Origin of the sequence: Actinoplanes nipponensis, from assembly GCF_016862275.1 — a bacterium.
In the GTDB taxonomy this organism is placed as follows: domain Bacteria; phylum Actinomycetota; class Actinomycetes; order Mycobacteriales; family Micromonosporaceae; genus Actinoplanes; species Actinoplanes nipponensis.
In genome coordinates, this window is record NZ_BOMQ01000061.1 from 107057 (window position 1) to 123594 (window position 16538).

General features: G+C 73.4%; 11 protein-coding genes. 5 read left to right on the top strand and 6 right to left on the bottom strand.

From position 1 onward, the window contains the following. Positions 1-903: 903 nt before the first annotated feature. A complete protein-coding gene (locus Ani05nite_RS26075; protein ID WP_239130634.1) occupies positions 904-2547 on the bottom strand; it encodes an AMP-binding protein in 1644 nt (547 codons plus the stop codon). 173 nt (positions 2548-2720) lie between these two features. Here Ani05nite_RS26075 and Ani05nite_RS26080 point away from each other — a divergent pair, with 173 nt between their 5' ends. Further along, positions 2721-3020 carry an acyl carrier protein gene (locus Ani05nite_RS26080; RefSeq protein WP_203772480.1) on the top strand — a complete coding sequence of 100 codons (300 nt, stop codon included), beginning with the start codon at positions 2721-2723 and terminating at the stop codon, positions 3018-3020. Between the two features lie 9 nt (positions 3021-3029). On the opposite strand, the gene Ani05nite_RS26085 is transcribed toward Ani05nite_RS26080, so the two are convergent. From Ani05nite_RS26085 to Ani05nite_RS26095, 3 genes are all read right to left on the bottom strand, one after another. Then, entirely contained in the window at positions 3030-4082 is a 1053-nt protein-coding gene (locus Ani05nite_RS26085; protein WP_203772482.1) for a phosphotransferase family protein, read from the bottom strand. Next, a complete protein-coding gene (locus tag Ani05nite_RS26090) occupies positions 4079-5344 on the bottom strand; it encodes a cytochrome P450 (protein ID WP_203772484.1) in 1266 nt (421 codons plus the stop codon). The genes Ani05nite_RS26085 and Ani05nite_RS26090 overlap by 4 nt, the downstream gene beginning before the upstream one ends. A 108-nt stretch (positions 5345-5452) precedes the next feature. Then, the gene (locus Ani05nite_RS26095) at positions 5453-6106 is read right to left on the bottom strand and encodes a class I SAM-dependent methyltransferase (RefSeq protein WP_203772486.1); all 654 of its coding nucleotides are present in this window, start codon (positions 6104-6106) and stop codon (positions 5453-5455) included. Between the two features lie 78 nt (positions 6107-6184). Here Ani05nite_RS26095 and Ani05nite_RS26100 point away from each other — a divergent pair, with 78 nt between their 5' ends. Genes Ani05nite_RS26100 through Ani05nite_RS26110 form a run of 3 tightly spaced genes read left to right on the top strand, consistent with a single transcriptional unit; the run spans position 6185 to position 11312 of the window. Beyond that, positions 6185-7630, top strand: coding sequence for a 4-hydroxyphenylacetate 3-hydroxylase family protein (locus Ani05nite_RS26100; RefSeq protein ID WP_203772487.1), 1446 nt, complete (start codon positions 6185-6187; stop codon positions 7628-7630). A gap of 39 nt (positions 7631-7669) precedes the next feature. After that, positions 7670-8509: an FAD binding domain-containing protein gene (locus tag Ani05nite_RS26105; RefSeq protein WP_203772489.1), complete on the top strand. Its 840-nt coding sequence runs from the start codon at positions 7670-7672 to the stop codon at positions 8507-8509. Then, a complete protein-coding gene (locus tag Ani05nite_RS26110) occupies positions 8502-11312 on the top strand; it encodes a molybdopterin-dependent oxidoreductase (protein WP_203772491.1) in 2811 nt (936 codons plus the stop codon). Before Ani05nite_RS26105 ends, Ani05nite_RS26110 begins: the two co-directional genes overlap by 8 nt. Here the strand turns inward: Ani05nite_RS26110 and Ani05nite_RS26115 are convergent. Beyond that, positions 11245-12795 (bottom strand): GMC family oxidoreductase, encoded by a 1551-nt coding sequence (locus Ani05nite_RS26115; RefSeq protein ID WP_203772493.1) that lies wholly within the window; start codon positions 12793-12795, stop codon positions 11245-11247. The genes Ani05nite_RS26110 and Ani05nite_RS26115 overlap by 68 nt on opposite strands. 102 nt (positions 12796-12897) lie before the next feature. Here Ani05nite_RS26115 and Ani05nite_RS26120 point away from each other — a divergent pair, with 102 nt between their 5' ends. Next, positions 12898-14001 carry an XdhC family protein gene (locus Ani05nite_RS26120; protein ID WP_203772495.1) on the top strand — a complete coding sequence of 368 codons (1104 nt, stop codon included), beginning with the start codon at positions 12898-12900 and terminating at the stop codon, positions 13999-14001. Positions 14002-14151: 150 nt separating this feature from the next. Here the strand turns inward: Ani05nite_RS26120 and Ani05nite_RS26125 are convergent, their stop codons facing one another. Then, positions 14152-16500: an NACHT domain-containing protein gene (locus Ani05nite_RS26125; protein WP_203772497.1), complete on the bottom strand. Its 2349-nt coding sequence runs from the start codon at positions 16498-16500 to the stop codon at positions 14152-14154. Positions 16501-16538: the final 38 nt, after the last annotated feature.

Here is a 16538-nt window from a genome sequence, read left to right on the forward strand (position 1 = left end):
GCCGTTCGCCCGCCGCCGGCTGCCCGCTGACGGCCGCCGGCTGCCCGTCGCCTGCCGCCCGTCGCCTGCCGCCTGCCGCCTGCCGCCCGTCGCCTGCCGCCCGTCGCCTGCCGCCCGTCGCCCGTCGCCTGCCGCCCGTCGCCTGCCGCCCACTGCCCGTCGCCCGCCGCCCGTCGCCTGCCGCCCACTGCCCGTCGCCCGTCGCCCGTCGCCTGCCGCCCACTGCCCGTCGCCTGCCGCCCACTGCCCGTCGCCTGCCGCCCGCTGGCGGCCGCCCGTCGCCCGCCGCCTGCCGCCCGTCGCCCGCCGCCTGCCGCCCGCTGGCGGCCGCCTGCCGCCTGCCGCCTGCCGCCCGCAGCCCGCTGGCAACCGCCCGCCGTCCAGTGCACTCTTCGCGGATCTGTTCCAGAAGCACCGTGGAGAAGAGGACGTCGACCCAGCCGCCCTCGTGAGGCGGAATGGCCGGCTGCGACGGCACGAGGGCCCACCCTGGTCGCTTGCTGGCGCGGTCTGAAAGGCCGCCGGCGCCGGTTCGCCGGTGGGCGGGAAGGAGGCAGGCGTCCAGTTCGGCCGTTGGCGACGAGGGGGCAGGCGCCCGATCTCGGGCGGGGCGAGCGTGAGGCAGAACCCCGGTCGCAACAAAAGCCTCGATGAGCCGACAAGCCCGGCCCGAGCGGTAGCGACGGCAAGGCAGCGCTCGTCGCGGCCGTGGGCGAGCGGAAGCGGCGGACGAGCGGGAGAGGCGGGCATGCAGCGACGGCAACGCCGCCGGCGCGGGGGGCGAGCGAGCGTCAGCCTCCAGCTCAGCGGTGAGCGAGCGAAAGAGCCGGCGCCCACTCCTGGCGCCGGCCCCCGGAACAACAAACGGAAACACACCCCACGATGGGCGAGTGCGCAGGACCGTCAGTTGCCCACGCTAGGAACCGGCTCCCCGACGACCTCGGTGCCCTCGATGTTGTGCGCCACGTAAGCCGACCACATGTCCCGCCGCTTGGGCTTGCCGCTGGTGGTGCGGTAGATCGAGCGCCGCGGGACGTCGAGGATCTCCATCGCCACCCCCTCCGTGATGCGTTGGGAGACCGTCCGGGCCGCCTCGATCCACTCGGCCTGCGGGCGTTCCAGCAGGACCACCGCGGTCGGGCCGGCCGCCGTCGAGCCGAGCAGGACCGCCACCCGCAGGCGCGGTACGCCGGCCTCGACCAGGGCGCTCTCGATGTCCTCGGCGAAGACCGTCCGGCCGCGTACCTTCATCGCGTCGCCGAGGCGGCCGATGACGTACAGCTGGCCGTCGTCCAGGAAGCCCGCGTCGCCGGTCCACAGCAGACCGTCGCGCCATTCGGTCAGGCTCGTCGCGTTCTCGGTGACGTAGCCCTCGGCCACCGAGGCGCCGCCGACCACGATCTGCCCGACGTGCCGGTCGGGCAGCGGCTCGCCGGCGTCGTCCACCACCGAGACGGTGACGCCGTCCAGCGCGCGGCCGCAGCCGACGACGTCGCGCGCGTCCGCGCCGGTCGAGGTCACCGGCTCGCCGAGCGACACGAGGTGGGGCGCGACCGGGACCGTCGCCAGGTTCTCCCGCAGGGCCAGGCCGGTGACGGCGAGCGTCGCCTCCGCCAGCCCGTACGCCGGCAGCAGCGCCCGCCGGTCGAAGCCGAACGGGCCCATCAGGGCCATGAACCGTTCCAGCACCTCGATGTCGATGCGCTCCGCGCCGATGATCAGGGCCCGCCAGCCGGAGAAGTCGGAGCCGGCCAGCAGCTCGGGGGAGACCCGCCGGGCGATGTAGTCCAGGCCGAACGGCGGCATCGCGGTCATCGCCGCCCCGGGTGCGCTGAAGCAGGCCAGGTACCGGGCCGGGTCGCGGACGAAGTCGGCCGGCTCCTGCAGCCACAGGTCGCGCTGCTGCACGACGGGCGTCAGCAGGCAGCCGATCAGGCCCATGTCGTGGTGCACCGGCAGCCACGACGCCGTCGCGTCCCCCTCGCCCATCTCCAGCCAGGCCCGGATGGCCGAGACGTTCGAGGCCAGGGCGGAGACCGGCACCCGGACGCCTTTGACCCGGCCGCTCGAACCGGAAGTGAACTGCAGCAGTGCGGCGCCGGCGGGAGGCCGGGCGGCGGCCTCGTCGCCGGCGGCGAGCTGCGCGGCGGTACGGACCTGCGTCTCGTACCCGCCGTAGGTGAGCTGCTCGGCGAGGGTGGCGTAGGTGATCACCAGGGACGGCGCGGCGACCTCGCTGATCGCCTGGAGGTGCCGGGCGTAGTGCATCTCGCTCTGGAACAGGGGCGGCGGGGCGACCGGGCACGGGATCGCCCCGGCGAGCATCACGCCGTACAGCGCGGCCACGAATTCCGGCCCGGTGCGCTCGATGACCAGCACCCGGTCGTCGTGCCGGACCCCGGCCGCGATGATTCCCCCGGCGATCCGGCGGGCGAACGCGGCCAGGTCCTTGTACGCCCACCACTCCCAGTCATCGTTCCGCCAGAACCGGATGCCCCGGTATGCTGCCGGCACATCGATCCAGGAGGTCAGTGGATTGGTGATCACTTCGGACACTTCCTTTCGTGACATCCGCGGCCGATCCGCGCGGGGTGAGCAAACGCGGTGCGACCCGTTCAGGATGTCGGATCAGCGGCGCTTGAGTCATCATGCGCACTAAGGCAGCTGTCGCGACGGGCACAGTGCAGCCAACTGATGATGAGAACGGTGGCGAAGACTGAATGAGTATCGAAGCCAAGTCGGCCGATTCAGACGTCCGGGCGCGGGTCCGCTCGATCATCCTGCAGGTGGCGCCGAACCCCGGCGGCGTCCAGGAGGGTCGGACCCTGCTGGTCGAGCACCTCGAATACCACTCGCTCGCCCTGCTCGAGCTGGGTTTCGCACTGGAGGACGAGTTCGATCTGCCGCCGCTGGACCAGGCGCAGGTGCAGCACATCACCACGGTCGAGGAGATCGAGGACCTGGTGCTCGGACTGATCGAGCAGAATGCCGCCAAGGACGCCGCGGAAAGCCGCGACTGAGTCGGCCGGTCAGCGCAGAAATGAGCGCGAGCCCAGATCGGCGGCGTGCATTCCGTGCCTGTTCGTCATCGTGGCGAACATGTCGTCGCCGCGTTCGGTCCGGGTCACCAACGTCGATCCGACAATACTCATGAAGAGGCCGCCGAATGCGTATCGGCGATAGTCGCGCCAGCAGTCGTCGACGGAAACCGTGACCCCGTGACGGCTCAGGGCGGCGACGTATCGCCGTACCGCGGAGTGTTCGATCTCGCGGCGCATCGCGACATCGACACTGGCGCCCAGGAAGTAGGAGAGGTCGGTGGCCGCGGGCTCGTGGGCCGCGGTCTGCCAGTCCAGGACGGTGATCCGCCCCCGGTCCGCGACCAGGTTGTCGGCGCGGAAGTCGCCGTGGACCACGGTGCGCGGGCCCGGGCGGTCCCGCAGGTACTGCTCGACGTTCGGGACGAAGGCGTCCAGCTCGTCGATCACCTCCGGCCGCAGCCGGTCGCCGAACCGGCGCAGGAAGCGCGGGTAGACCCGGCGGACCAGCGACGCCATCCAGGCGGCGTCGGGGCCGTCGTGCCGGGGCAGCCAGCCCAGCGACGCCAGCGCCGGGTCGGCCCACAGCGGCCCGTGCAGCGCCGCGAGCTCGTCGACGGCCCGGTCCACCTGGACGCTGTCGCACCCCTCGACCTGGTCCACGGCGCGGCCGGCGCCCACGTCCTCCAGCAGCACCGTGAACGCGCGGGACTGCTCGTCGTAGCAGGAGGCGTAGCACCGCGGGATGCGGGCGCGGATCCGCGGCGCGAGGTGCTGGTAGAACCGCGCCTCCACCTCGTACGCGCGGGTCACCTTGGCGGCCGTACGGCTCTCCGGCGCGGCCGCGGTGAGCTTGACGACGCACGTCGGCGGCCCGGCGTCGGGGGTTTCGTAGCTCAGCCGCAACCGGTACGTGTCCGCCATCTGACCCGTGCCGAGGGGGGTCGCGGCGACCTCGGCGACCGCGGCGCCGCCGGTGCACCGGGCCAGCGCCGCGGTGCACCAGGCCGGGGTGAGCTCCGCGACGGATTGCAGCGCCCTCACAGCGTCAGCGGCAGTTCGTAGAGCCCGCGCAGACCCGCGGCCGGCTTCCAGCGGAGCCGGGTCGCGTCGCCGCGGAAGTCGGGGAACCGTTCCAGGAAGCGCGACAGCGCGGCCGCGCCCTCGACGCGGGCCAGCCAGGGGCCGGCGCAGTAGTGCGAGCCGAGGGCGAAGCCCAGGTGCCGGTTGTCGGCGCGGCCCACGTCGAGCCGGCGCGGGTCGGTGAACTGGGCCGGGTCGTTGTTCGCGGCGCCGATCAGGACGGTGACCGCCCGCCGCGCCGGCACCGTGACGCCCTCGATCTCCAGGTCCTCCTTGGCGATCCGCCAGGCCGCCTGGATCGGCGACTCGAACCGGATGAACTCCTCGATCGCCGTCGGCATCAGCTCCGGCTCCTTCTGCAGCCGCCGGCGTTCCTCGGGGAAGCGCAGCAGTGTGGCCACCGCGTTGCCCAGCAGATTGGTGATCACCTCGTGCCCGGCGACCATCAGCATCATGATCAGGGTGCGCAGCTGGGCGGCGTCGAACTCGCCTTCGCGGTGGCGCTCCAGCAGCCGGGTGATCAGGTCGTCGCCCGGTTCGGCGCGTTTACGGCTCAGCGTGTCGGCGATGTACGGGTCGAACTGGTGGAAGGCCCCGCTCATCCGGGCCACGCCGGCGCCCTTGATCAGGGGATCGACCAGCACGAGGTAGCTGTCCGACCACTCCTGGAGCCGGCGCGCGTCCTGCGGCGGGAAGCCGAGCAGCTCGGCGACGACCAGCACCGGCAGCTTGGCCGAGAAGTCGTTGACCAGATCGATGGTCCCGCGGGCGGCGGCCTCGTCGAGGAGTCGGTCGACCCAGAACTCGATGCGGGGCAGCAGCGCGGTGACCCGGCGCTTGCCGAAGTCGTAGCTGATCGCGTTGCGCATGCTCTGGTGCATGTCGTCGGAGACGTTGGTCAGGGTGCTGTCCTGCGCCTTCTCCTCGGCCGGGCTGAACTTGCCGAAGCGCAGGAACATGCGGTTGCGCAGCGAGGAGTCGAGCTTGCGGTTGCCGGTGTACCGGCGGTCGGCGAGCACCTCGGTCGCCAGGGCGTAGCTGCTGACCAGGTAGGACCCGGTCACCCGGCTGTAGTGGACCGGGGCCGTGGCGCGCAGCCGGTCCAGCCACGGGTACGGGTCGCGGATGTACGACGGGTCGTACGGGTTGTAGCGGCCCGCGACCGGACGCAGCGGCAGCATCGGCCACTTCATCTCGATCGCACGCTGGGCGAGTCCGAGCACGGAACGGTCCCCTCTCGACGGTCGCGGCAACCTTCGAGAAAGGATGGCGGCGCGCCGCGGCGGGCAGCAACCGTCCCGGTTCGGCCAGCCCCGCCCGCCCGGGGCGGCTCAGCTCCGCTTGACCGTCGCGAGCCAGGCCGGCGCGCCGTTGTCGTGGAACCGCGTCTCGCTGCGCTCCGGCTCCAGGGCGGCGACCTCCCACCCGGGGACCGCGGTGAGGGCCGCGCGCAGCTCCTCCTCGGTCACCGGGTGCGGGCCGGCGTCGGGCCCGGGACGGAAGCACAACACGTACAGGGTGCCGCCGTGCTCGGTCACCGCGGCCAGGCCGGCCAGGTAGGTCAGCCGTTCCTCGCCGTCGAAGCTGTGCAGCAGCCCGCAGTCCAGCACCGTGTCGAACCGGCGCTCCAGCTGCTCCAGCCGCAGCGCGTCCGCCACCGCGAAGTCGGCCCGGAGCCCGCGCTGCTCGGCCTTGCGCCGGGCCAGCGTCACCGCCGTCTCCGCGACGTCGACGCCCAGGACCGGCAGGCCCAGCCCGGCCAGGTGCAGGGCGTTCTCGCCGGAGCCGCAGCCGGCGTCGAGCACCGAGCCGGCGAATCCGCCCCGGGCGGCCAGCCGCACCACCGCCGGCTGCGGCCCGCCGATGTCCCACGGCGCCGGACCGTCCTGATAGGACGCGTCCCAGGGTTGCCCGCTGCGCCGCTCGTGACTGGTCGGCGGCCGGCCGCCGTAGGGGTCGCCGGGCGCTGCCGATCGCTCCGCCATCTTGGTCCCTTCCTGCAATCGTCGGTGCAACGTTATCGTGCGGTCCGGGCCCGACCCACCGCCGCTGAGGAGGATCCGATGCGCAAGGGTGACGAGTATCTGGCATCCCTGCGGGATGACCGGGAGATCTACCTCGACGGGGTACGCGTCGACGACGTGACCACCCATCCGGCCTTCGCCCCGGTCGCGCGGACCGTCGCCGAGCTCTACGACCTCGCGGCCGACCCGTTGCGGGACATGAGCTACCTCGCCCCGGAGACCGGCCGGGAGGCCAACCGGGTCTTCTCGATCCCGCGCTCGCACGAGGAGCTGGTGGCCCGGCGCCGGGCCGTCGAGACGTGGGCGCGGCACAGCCACGGCTGGGTGGGCCGGGGCCCCGACCACGTGGGCGCGTTCCTCGCCGGTTTCGCCTCCTGTCCCCAGGCGTTCGCCCGGGAGCCGCACGACTTCGCGGCCAACGTCACGGCGCACTACCGGCGGCTGCTCGACGAGAGCCTGTACCTCACGTACGCGATCATCCCGCCGCAGTTCTCCCGGGCCGCGACGGCGCACGACTGGGACGCGGATTTCATCCAGACGGGTGTGGTCGCGGAGCGACCGGAGGGCATCGTGGTCCGCGGCGCGCAGATGCTGGCGACCGGCGCCGCCGTCGCCGACGAGATCCTGATCTCCTGCATCAAGCCGCTGACCCCGGAGGACCGCGACTTCGCGGTCAGCTTCCTGCTGCCGCTGGCCACGCCGGGCCTGAAGCTCTACTGCCGGCGGCCGTACGCGACCGGCGCGACCAGCGCCTTCGACTACCCGCTGTCCAGCCGGTACGACGAGACCGACGCGCTGGTCGTGTTCGACGACGTGCTGGTCCCCTGGGACCGCGTCCTGGTCGACCGCGACGTGGCCGGCCTGCGCCGGCAGTTCTTCGACACCGGCGCGCACGTCATGGGCAACAGCCAGGCGCAGATCCGGTTCGTGGCGAAGCTGCAGTTCATCCTGGGGCTGGCCCGCAAGCTGACCGCGGTCAACCAGGTCGACAAGATCCCCGGCGTGCAGGAGAAGCTGGGCGAGCTCGCCAGCCTCGCCTCGATCGTGGAGTCCGCGGTGCTGGCGGCGGAGTACCAGGCGGCCCCGGACGCCAACGGGATGTGGCGGCCCGGGGCGCGCGCCCTCTACGGCGCCATGGGGCTGCAGGCCGAGCTGTACCCGCGGGTGCTGGCCATCGTGCGCGAGCTCGCCGGCGGCGGGGTGCTGCAGCTGCCGGCGGGCGTGGGGGACATGCTCGCCCCGGCCACCCGCCGGGACATCGACCGGTACGTGCAGTCGCCCGGCGTCAGCGCCGAGGAGCGGGTCAAGCTGTTCAAGCTCGTGTGGGATGCCGTCGGGTCCGAGTTCGCCGGCCGCCACCACCAGTACGAGATGTTCTACGCGGGGGCCCCGTTCGTCGCGAAGGGCTACGCCTACCGCAACTACGGCTACGAGCAGACGGTCGCCGAGGTGGAGGAGTTCCTCGCCTCGTACACGACCGGCTGAGCGGTCACCATCCGGCACGACATCGGAGGTCGGCACGACGTGAAACCCGCCCGATTCGCCTACCACGCCCCGGCCACCGCCGCCGAGGCCGTCGCCCTGCTGGCCGAACACGGACCCGGGACCCGGCTGCTGGCCGGCGGGCAGACGCTGATGCCGCTGCTGGCCAGCCGTACGGTCCGGCCGCCCCGGATCGTCGACCTGAACCGGGTGCCGGAGCTGGCCTTCGTCACCCGCGACGGCTCGCGGCTGCGCATCGGCGCGTTGACCCGGCTGCGGCACGTCGAGAACGACCCGGCCGTACGGGCGGCGCTGCCGCTGCTGGCCGAGGTGACGGCGCTCGCCGGGCCGGTCCAGGTGCGGCACCGGGCCACGGTGGGCGGGGCGCTGGCGTACGCCGATCCCGCCGCGGAGTATCCGGCGGTCGCGGTCGCGCTGGACGCCCGCATCGAGGTCCGGGGTGACGAGATCCGGCAGGTCGACGCCGCGGAGTTCTTCCTCGGCGCGCACCGGACGGCCCTGGGCGCGACGGAACTGCTCGCCGCCGTCGAGTTCCCGGTCCCGTCCGCGCCGGCGGCGTACGCGATCGAGCGGATCGCCCCGCGCGCCACCGGTCCCGCGCTGGCCGGCGCCGTGGTGGTCCTCGGCCCGGCCACCGGCCGGATCGTGCTGTTCGGGGTCACCCCGACGCCGGTCCGGCCCGCCGCGGCGGAGGCGGCGCTGGCCCGCGGCGCCGCGCCCGACGAGGTCGCGGAGGCCGCGGTGGAAGGGCTGGACCCACCGGACACGCCGACCATCCGGGGGGTGTCCCGCCGCGCGCTGGCGCGGGGCGCGGTCGCCCGGGCGGTCGCCACGGCTCGAGACAAGGTGACGCATGCCTGAGCACATCGACGTGAAGATGACCGTCAACGGTCAGCCCCGCAGCGCCACCACCACGGCCCGGACCACGCTGGCCGACTTCCTGCGGGAGAGCTGCGGCCTGACCGCCACCCACGTCGGCTGCGAGCAGGGCGTCTGCGGCGCGTGCACGGTCTCGATGGACGGCGTCACCGTCCTGTCGTGCCTGCTGCTGGCGGTGCAGGCCGACGGCGCGGAGATCCGGACCGCCGAGGGCCTCGGCGGCCCCGACGGCGCCCTGTCGCCGCTGGCCGCGGCCCTGCAGGCCGAGCACGGCATCCAGTGCGGATTCTGCACCCCGGGTTTCCTGATGCGGGGCACCGAGCTGCTGCGGGAGCGGCCGGCGCCGGCCGAGGCGGAGATCCGGGCCGGGCTGTGCGGCAACCTGTGCCGCTGTACGGGATACACCAACGTCATCAAGGCGGTCGCCCGCGCCGCGGAGGCCGGCGGGACAGCGCCGTCACCGGCCGAACAGGCCGCCCTGCGGCGCGAGGACCTGCGCCTGCTCGCCGGCCGCGGCGAGTTCGTCAACGACGTCTCCCCGCCCGGAACCCTGCACGCCGCCTTCCTGCGCAGCATCGTCGCGTCCGGGCGGATCCTGCGCCTGGACGCTAGCGCGGCACGGTCCCTCGACGGTGTCGTCGCCGTGCTGACCGCCGCCGACCTGAACGACCGGGCCGGCCCGATGCAGCCCACCCCCCGGCTGGCCGACGACGACCCGCGCCTGCTGCCGCTGGCCGGCGAGCGGGTGCACTTCGCCGGGGAGCCGCTGGCGCTGGTCGTCGCGCGCGACCGCTACGTCGCCGAGGACGCGCTGGAGCTGATCGAGGTCGAGATCGAGCCGGCCCGCCCCGTGCTGGAGCCGGAGACCGCGGCCGAGGACACCACGAACCTGGTGTACCCGGAGACCGGCACCAACCTCTGCACCGAGATGGCGTCGCCCGTCCGGCCCAAGCTGCGGCGCGCGCTGGACGATTCGCCGCACGTCGTCCGGGCCACCTGCCGTCAGCAGCGACAGGCCAACGCGCCGATGGAGACGCGCGGGGTGGTCGCCTCGTACGACCCGGGCACCGGCGAGCTGTCGGCCACCATCTCCACGCAGAACCCGCACGAGGCGAAGCTGGCGATGTCCCGGGTCACCGGGCTGGCGGCCGAGCGGATCCGGGTCACCGCGCGCGACGTGGGCGGCAGCTTCGGGCAGAAGTTCTGGACCGGCCGGGACGAGCTGACCGTGACGCTCGCCGCGTACGTGCTCGGCCGCACGATCAAGTGGATCGAGGACGGGCGGGAGAACTTCACGGCCAGCACCCACGCCCGCGGCGACGTCGGCACCGGCACGTTCGCGCTGGACGAGGACGGGCGCTTCCTCGGGTCCTACCTGGACCACCTCGAGGACACCGGCGCGTACCCGACCGGCGTCATCGCCAAGGCGGGCCCGTTCGTCGGGATGATGTTCACCGGGCCGTACCGGATCCCGCAGCACGCCTTCCGCTTCCGGTCGGTGCGGACCAGCACCTGCCCGCGCGGGGCGTATCGCGGGCCGTGGGCGTTCGCGACGGTCGCGCGCGAGGAGATGCTGGACGAGGTCGCGCGGGCGGTCGGGCTCGACCCGCTGGAGCTGCGCCGCCGCAACGTGCTGTCCGCCGCGGAGCTGCCGTACTCGCTGCCGACCCGGCTGATGCTCGACCACGTGACGCCGGCGGACACCCTCGAGGAGGTCGCCCGGCTGCTCGACTACGACCGGCTGCGCGAGCGTCAGCGCCGGCTGTTCGAGCAGGAGGGCCGGCTCCTCGGGCTCGGGCTCGCGCTCTGCGTGGAGCCGTCCAGCATCGGCACGATGGACCCGATCTCCACCGACACCGCGCGGCTGCGGGTGGAGCCGGACGGCACGGTCACCGCGTTCCTGGCCACCGGCTCGGGCGGCCAGGGCGTCGAGACCACGATGGCCCAGGTCGTGGCGGGCGAGCTCGGGCTGGCCGTGGACGCCGTCCGGGTGGTGCAGGGCGACACCGGCGACACCCCGTACGGGCGGGGGACCGGGGCCAGCGGCACCGCGGTGATCACCGGCAGCGCCTGCCGCGCCGCGGCGGGCGAGCTGCTCACGACGGCCCGGCAGCTCGCCGCCGGCCTGCTCGGCGTCCCCGCCGAGCGGATCGAGCCGCGCGACGGCGCCCTGGCCGACCGCCTGGACCCGGCCGCCGCGGCCACCTGGGCCGAGCTGGCCCAGGCCGCCCGCACCGCGGGGGACACCGGCGTCCTCGAGGCGGTCGGCCGGTTCAAGGCGCCGCCGGTGACGTGGTCCAACGCCTGCCACGGCTGCCTGGTCGAGGTCGACCGCGAGCTCGGCCTGGTCCGGATCGAGCGGTACGTGGTCGCCGAGGACTGCGGCCGGATCATCAACACCAAAGTGGTCGAGGGCCAGGTCGCCGGCGGGGTGCTGCAGGGCATCGGCGGCGCGCTGTTCGAGGAGGTGCGCTACGACGAGCAGGGCCGCCCGCTGACGCTGGGGCTGGCGGACTACACCGTGCCGACGGCCGTCGAGGCGCCGGCGGTGGAGTGCGCCCACATCGAGACGCCGTCGCCGACGCCCGGCGGGCACAAGGGTATGGGCCAGGGCGGCGCGGTGGGCGCCCTGCCGTGCGTGTTCAACGCGGTCGCGGACGCCCTGGCGCTGGTCGGCGCCCGCGTCGACCGGACCCCGGTGGACCCGGAGCGGATCCTCACCGCCCTTGCCCGAGCCGACGCCGAACGGCTGCAGCCAGCCGCTCGGCCAGCATCACCGTCGTGAGGTAGGGCGGCGCCCCGCACGGCAGGGGCAGCACGGAGGCGTCCGCCACCCACAGGCCGTCCACCCCGAGCACGCGGCCCTCCTGGTCCACCACGGTGGCCGGATCGTCCGGCGGACCCATCCGGCAGGTGCCCGACGGGTGGTACTGGGGCCGGCAGTTCTCCCGCAGCCAGCGGCCGAGGTCGCCGTCCGGCAGCGCCGGCGCGCTCGCGATCGTCCCGCGCAGGGCGGGACCGGCGAGCAGGTCGGCGGCGTGCCGGACGGCGGCCGCCAGCCGGTCGAGGTCGGCGCGCTCGGTGAGCAGGCCCAGATCGAGCACGGGGTCGGCGGCCGGGTCCGCGCCGCCCAGCCGCAGGCTGCCCACGCTGACCGGCCGCATCAGCGAGACCAGCAGGCCGGCCGCGGCGGGGCCCACCGTCCGGTCCAGCGGCAGCAGCTGGATGTCGTCGGCGGGACCGGCCTGCGGGCCGGACCGCAGGCGCACCAGGAAGCAGCCCGACTCGGTCTCCCGGGCCCGCGCGGCGGCGGCATCGGTCAGCCGCAGCTCCAGCAGGATCGCCGGATGGTCGCTCAGGACGGCGCCCACGCCGGGCAGCCCGGCGACGACCTCGATGCCCAGCGCGCCCAGCTGCTCCGGTGGCCCCACGCCCGACCGCATCAGGATGGCGGGGGAGTGCACCGCGCCGGCGCAGAGCACCACCGCCGGCGCGGAGACCAGCTCGCGGCCGGAACCGGTGATCAGCTCGACGCCGCGTACCCGGCCGGCGGAGAAGAGCACCCGCGACACGGTGTGATCCCCGGCGACGTGGAGCCGGGGCTCGTGCCGGGCCGGTTCGAGGTGACTGTCGTTGCTGGAGACCCGCGTGCCGTCCCGCCGATGCCAGGCGGTCGGGGACAGCCCGGTGCTGCCGGCCGCGTTGAGGTCGGGATGCTCGGGGTGGCCGGCGGCCTTGGCGGCCGCGGCGAAGGCGGCGCTGAGCGGCCCGCGCCGGTCCGCGGCGGCCCGGGAGATCGTCACCGGGCCGGACGAGCCGTGCCCGGGCCGGTCGCCGAAGTCCGGGTCCCGTTCGAGGCCGGCGAAGGCGGGCAGCACCTCCGGCCAGCCCCAATCAGGCAGGCCCGCGTCCACCCACGCCCGGAAGTCCGCCGCCGGGCCGCGCACCGCGAGCTGACCGTTGATCGCCGAGCTGCCGCCGGCGCCGCGCCCGCACACGTACGGGCGCAGCGGCTGGTCCCCGGTGAGCCGGGCCCGCAGGCCGGGCCAGCGCAGGGCACGCACCGCCAGCGCCCGGCTGACGTCCGTGCCCCGCACCGCCGCGGGGGTGTCCGCGCTGCGGTAGTCCGGTCCGGCCTCGACCAGCAGGACGGTGCCCGCGCCGGCCGCGGCCAGCCGGGCGGCCAGCACCGCACCGGCCGCGCCGGCCCCCACGATCACCACGTCCGCGGTTCGCGGAATCGTCGATCCCGCCGGTTGCGCCGCCATGGTGCGCATTCTTTCGCTTGCTGCGTTCCGGCGCCAGCGTACTGTTGTCGTATTCGCGTTCCGTTGCCGAGCAGTGCTGGTGCCGAACAAAGGAAAACAGCGATGCGTGACGTGCTCGAGCCAATCCTCGACTGGTACGAAAGTGGCGGGACCTTCGGGTTGGCCACGGTCGTCAACACATTCCGCAGCGCCCCCCGGCAGCCCGGCGCCGCGATGGCGGTATCCGGGCAGGACGAGGTGGTCGGAAGCGTCTCCGGCGGATGCGTGGAGGGCGCCGTGTTCGAGGTCGCCAAGCAGGCGATCGAAACCGGCGAGCCATTCTTCGAGAAGTACGGCTTCAGCGACGACGACGCGTTCGCGGTCGGCCTGACCTGCGGCGGAATCCTGCACGTGTACGTGGAGCCGGTGAATCAGAGCACTTTTCCCGAATTGCGGGCCATCGCCGATTCGGTGCACCGGCACGAACCGGTCGCCGTGGCGACCGTCGTCTCCGGGGTCCGGGGCGCCGGCGCCCGCCGGGTGATCTGGGACGACCGCACCTCCGGCTCGCTCGGCTCGGCCGGTCTGGACCACGCGATCGACGACGACGCCCGGGGCATGCTCGCGCAGGGTCTCACCGGCCAGCGGCACTACGGCGCGGACGGGCAGCGCCGGATGGAGGAGGTCTCGGTCTTCGTGCAGGCCTTCGCGCCGCCGCCGCGGATGCTGGTGTTCGGCGCGATCGACTTCGCCGCGGCCGTCGCCCGCGTCGGCAAGTTCCTCGGCTACCACGTGACGGTGTGCGACGCGCGGGGGGTCTTCGCCACGGCCAAGCGCTTCCCCGACGCCGACGAGGTGGTGGTCCAGTGGCCGCACAAGTTCCTCGCGGAGGCCACCGTCGACCCGCGGACCGCGATCTGCGTGCTCACCCACGACCCGAAGTTCGACGTGCCGCTGCTGCAGGTCGCGCTCGGCACGTCGGCCGGCTACATCGGCGCGATGGGCAGCCGGCGTACGCACGACGACCGCACGGCCAAGCTGCGGGAGGTCGGCGTCACGGACGAGCAGCTGGCCCGCCTGCACTCGCCGATCGGGCTCGATGTGCGGGCGCGGACCCCGGAGGAGACCGCAGTGTCCATCGCCGCGGAGCTGATCAAGACGCGCTGGGGCGGTTCCGGGCAGCCCCTGACCGAGACCCTGGGAAGCATTCACGGCCTGGCCACCTGACCGCCGGACGTCTTTTCCGCAATCTGCGTTCTCGCGCCTTTCGCAGTCGGTCACAGGACTGCGGAAGGCGCCTTCTTGTGCGCGTGTTCTTCCGGGCCCGGCCGGCTTGTGCCGGCATTGTTCGAGCCATGCGATAAATGGCAGCCGGTGTCAGCCGGTGATGGCCGCGCTCGCCTCGACGAGCGGGTCGTCCCCGGCCCGCGGCGACAGGAGAAAGGCCCGGACCCGGGGCCCCGAACTGCGGTCGGGCAGCCAGATGAGTGATTTTCCGACCCGGGAACGGAACACGAGGTTCTCGCGTTCGAGCAGGCGCAGCGCCGGCTGCACCAGGCGGGCGTCGGCGGTCTTCATGCCGCGGGGCAGGGCGCTGTCCCGGCGTCCGCTGCCGCGTTGCAGGTAGAGCTTGCGGAGCAGGATCATGACCACGCGCGTGCCCGGTCGCAGGCTCGAGGAGTCGAGGATCGCGGCGTTGCTGTCGCCGCTGTCGGGGAAGTCGTTGAACTCGCAGTCGGAGAAGCGCGACCCCGGCAGATCGGACGGGCCCAGCCGGCCCAGCACCGACTCGAAGCTGCACTCGCTGAAGAACGGGATGCGGTCGGTGGCCAGGTCCCCGGAGACGGTGAGCTCCAGGAAGATGCAGTGGCTGAACGAGACGCCGGACAGGTCGGGGCCGTCCTCGCCGATGTCGAAGCTGGGGATGATGGCTTCCGAGATGGTCAACGGACCGCTCGGCGAGCGGGAGATGTCGATCCCGTTGATGGAGGCGACCCGGACGATGTCGGCCGCCAGCTCGTCGCAGTCGGCCCGCAACGCCGCGCTGAGCGCCGACTTGAGCTGACCGTCCTCGACCTCCGCCGTCTGGTGGGCGGCGACCTCGACGCCGAGCGGCTCCATCGACGAGGTCCACTCGTGGGCCCGCCGGTGGGCGTTGTCGGCGAAGGGGTTGCGGATGAACTGGGACACGTGGGCGGCCTGCGCTGCGCTGGCCAGATCGACGTCGACGAACCGTCGCGTGCCGTTCTCGAGGTCCTCCTCCTCGCCGCCGAGGCCCGGCAGGCGCTGCAGCAGGGTGAGGTCCTTGTCGCTGGGTTGCTTGTGCCGCACCTCGGTGAACGCGTTCGCGATGTCGAACGGGGTCACCGGCCCGACGCCGTTGAGCGTGCCGCGCGCGATGCTGGCCAGGTTCTCGATGACGGCGCGCACGGCGGATCCGTCGATGCCCTGCTTGATGAACGCCTCGCGGTCGCTGACCCGGTCCAGCAGCCAGTCCCAGCCCTCGGCCCGCGACGAGGGCGCCTGCCGGGCGATGTCGTCGAGCAGCTCCTCGGCGGCCAGGTGACCGAGCAGCAGCGGCCGGGTCGGCAGCCACACCGGCAGCGCGTAGTCCCACTTCTTGAAGTACTCGAGGAACAGCCGGGTCTGCGCATCGGTGAAGCTGTTGAGCGCCAGCCGGACGTGGTCGCGCTGGTCGAACAGGCTGCCGCTCATCTCCTGGAGGGAGTCGAAGTAGAACCGGCGACCGGCCACCACGACGCCGGCCTCCTCGGAGGTGTTGGTGGCGAACTCGGCGATCAGCCGGGTCGCCTCGCGCCGGTTCTCGCGCAGGTGGTCCAGGCTCCCGCTCCAGCCGGGGGCGGCCAGCTCGTCGAACCCGTCCAGCAGCACGTGGACGTACCCGGCCCGCCAGGCCCGGACCAGCTTGTTCGGGTGGTCGTAGCCGATGTACTTGGCGTGGCGGTGGATGGCCTCGTCGGGATCGTCCTGGCCGTAGTGCTTGCGCAGGCTCAGCGTGATCGGGAACCGCAGCGACGCGCCGGACAGGTAGCGCCGGCCCAGGTGGGCGTGCAGCTCGCGCATCGTCATGCTCTTGCCGGCGCCGTAGTCGCCCAGCAGCGCGACCCGCTCGCCCTTCTCGACCAGGGCCACCACCTGCTCGACGTTCAGCGTGCCGGGCAGGGCCGGGCGCGAGTTCACCCGCGTGCGGCGCCCGTCGCGGCTGGCCTCGTCGAGCACCGGTTCGATCGTCAGCGGGACGTACGGCAGCAGCTTGGTCTTGCTCTGGCTCTGCGGGTTCGACGCGCTTCCCCAGTCGACCTTGTCGCGCAGTTCCAGGTACTCCCGGGCGTCGACCAGCTTGGCGCGGAACCGCTCGAAGGAGATGACCTCGATGTTGGGGTCGAACTCCTTGTGGAGCACCTCCCGCTGATGGGCGGTGGGATCCTTGTAGGTGACGAACCACGCCTTGGCGAACAGGCCCCGTCCCGACCTGTTCCTCTTCAGGTGGTCCCGCAGCTTGGGGCCGTCCTGACGGGCCTTGTCGACCTTCTCGTTCATGGTCGCCTCGACCATGTGGATGACTTCGTCGGTGCGGAAGACGCCGTCGACCTCGCGGTTGTTGACCATCTCGGCGCCGCCCCGGGCGGCGCTCGGCCAGAGGGCACGCGCGACGCGGCGGACGGTGTCTTCGAACTCTTTCGGGGTCGGGACGTTGTCGCTCACGCGTCTCCTTCTCGCCCGGCACGGCCGACGGACGGTCA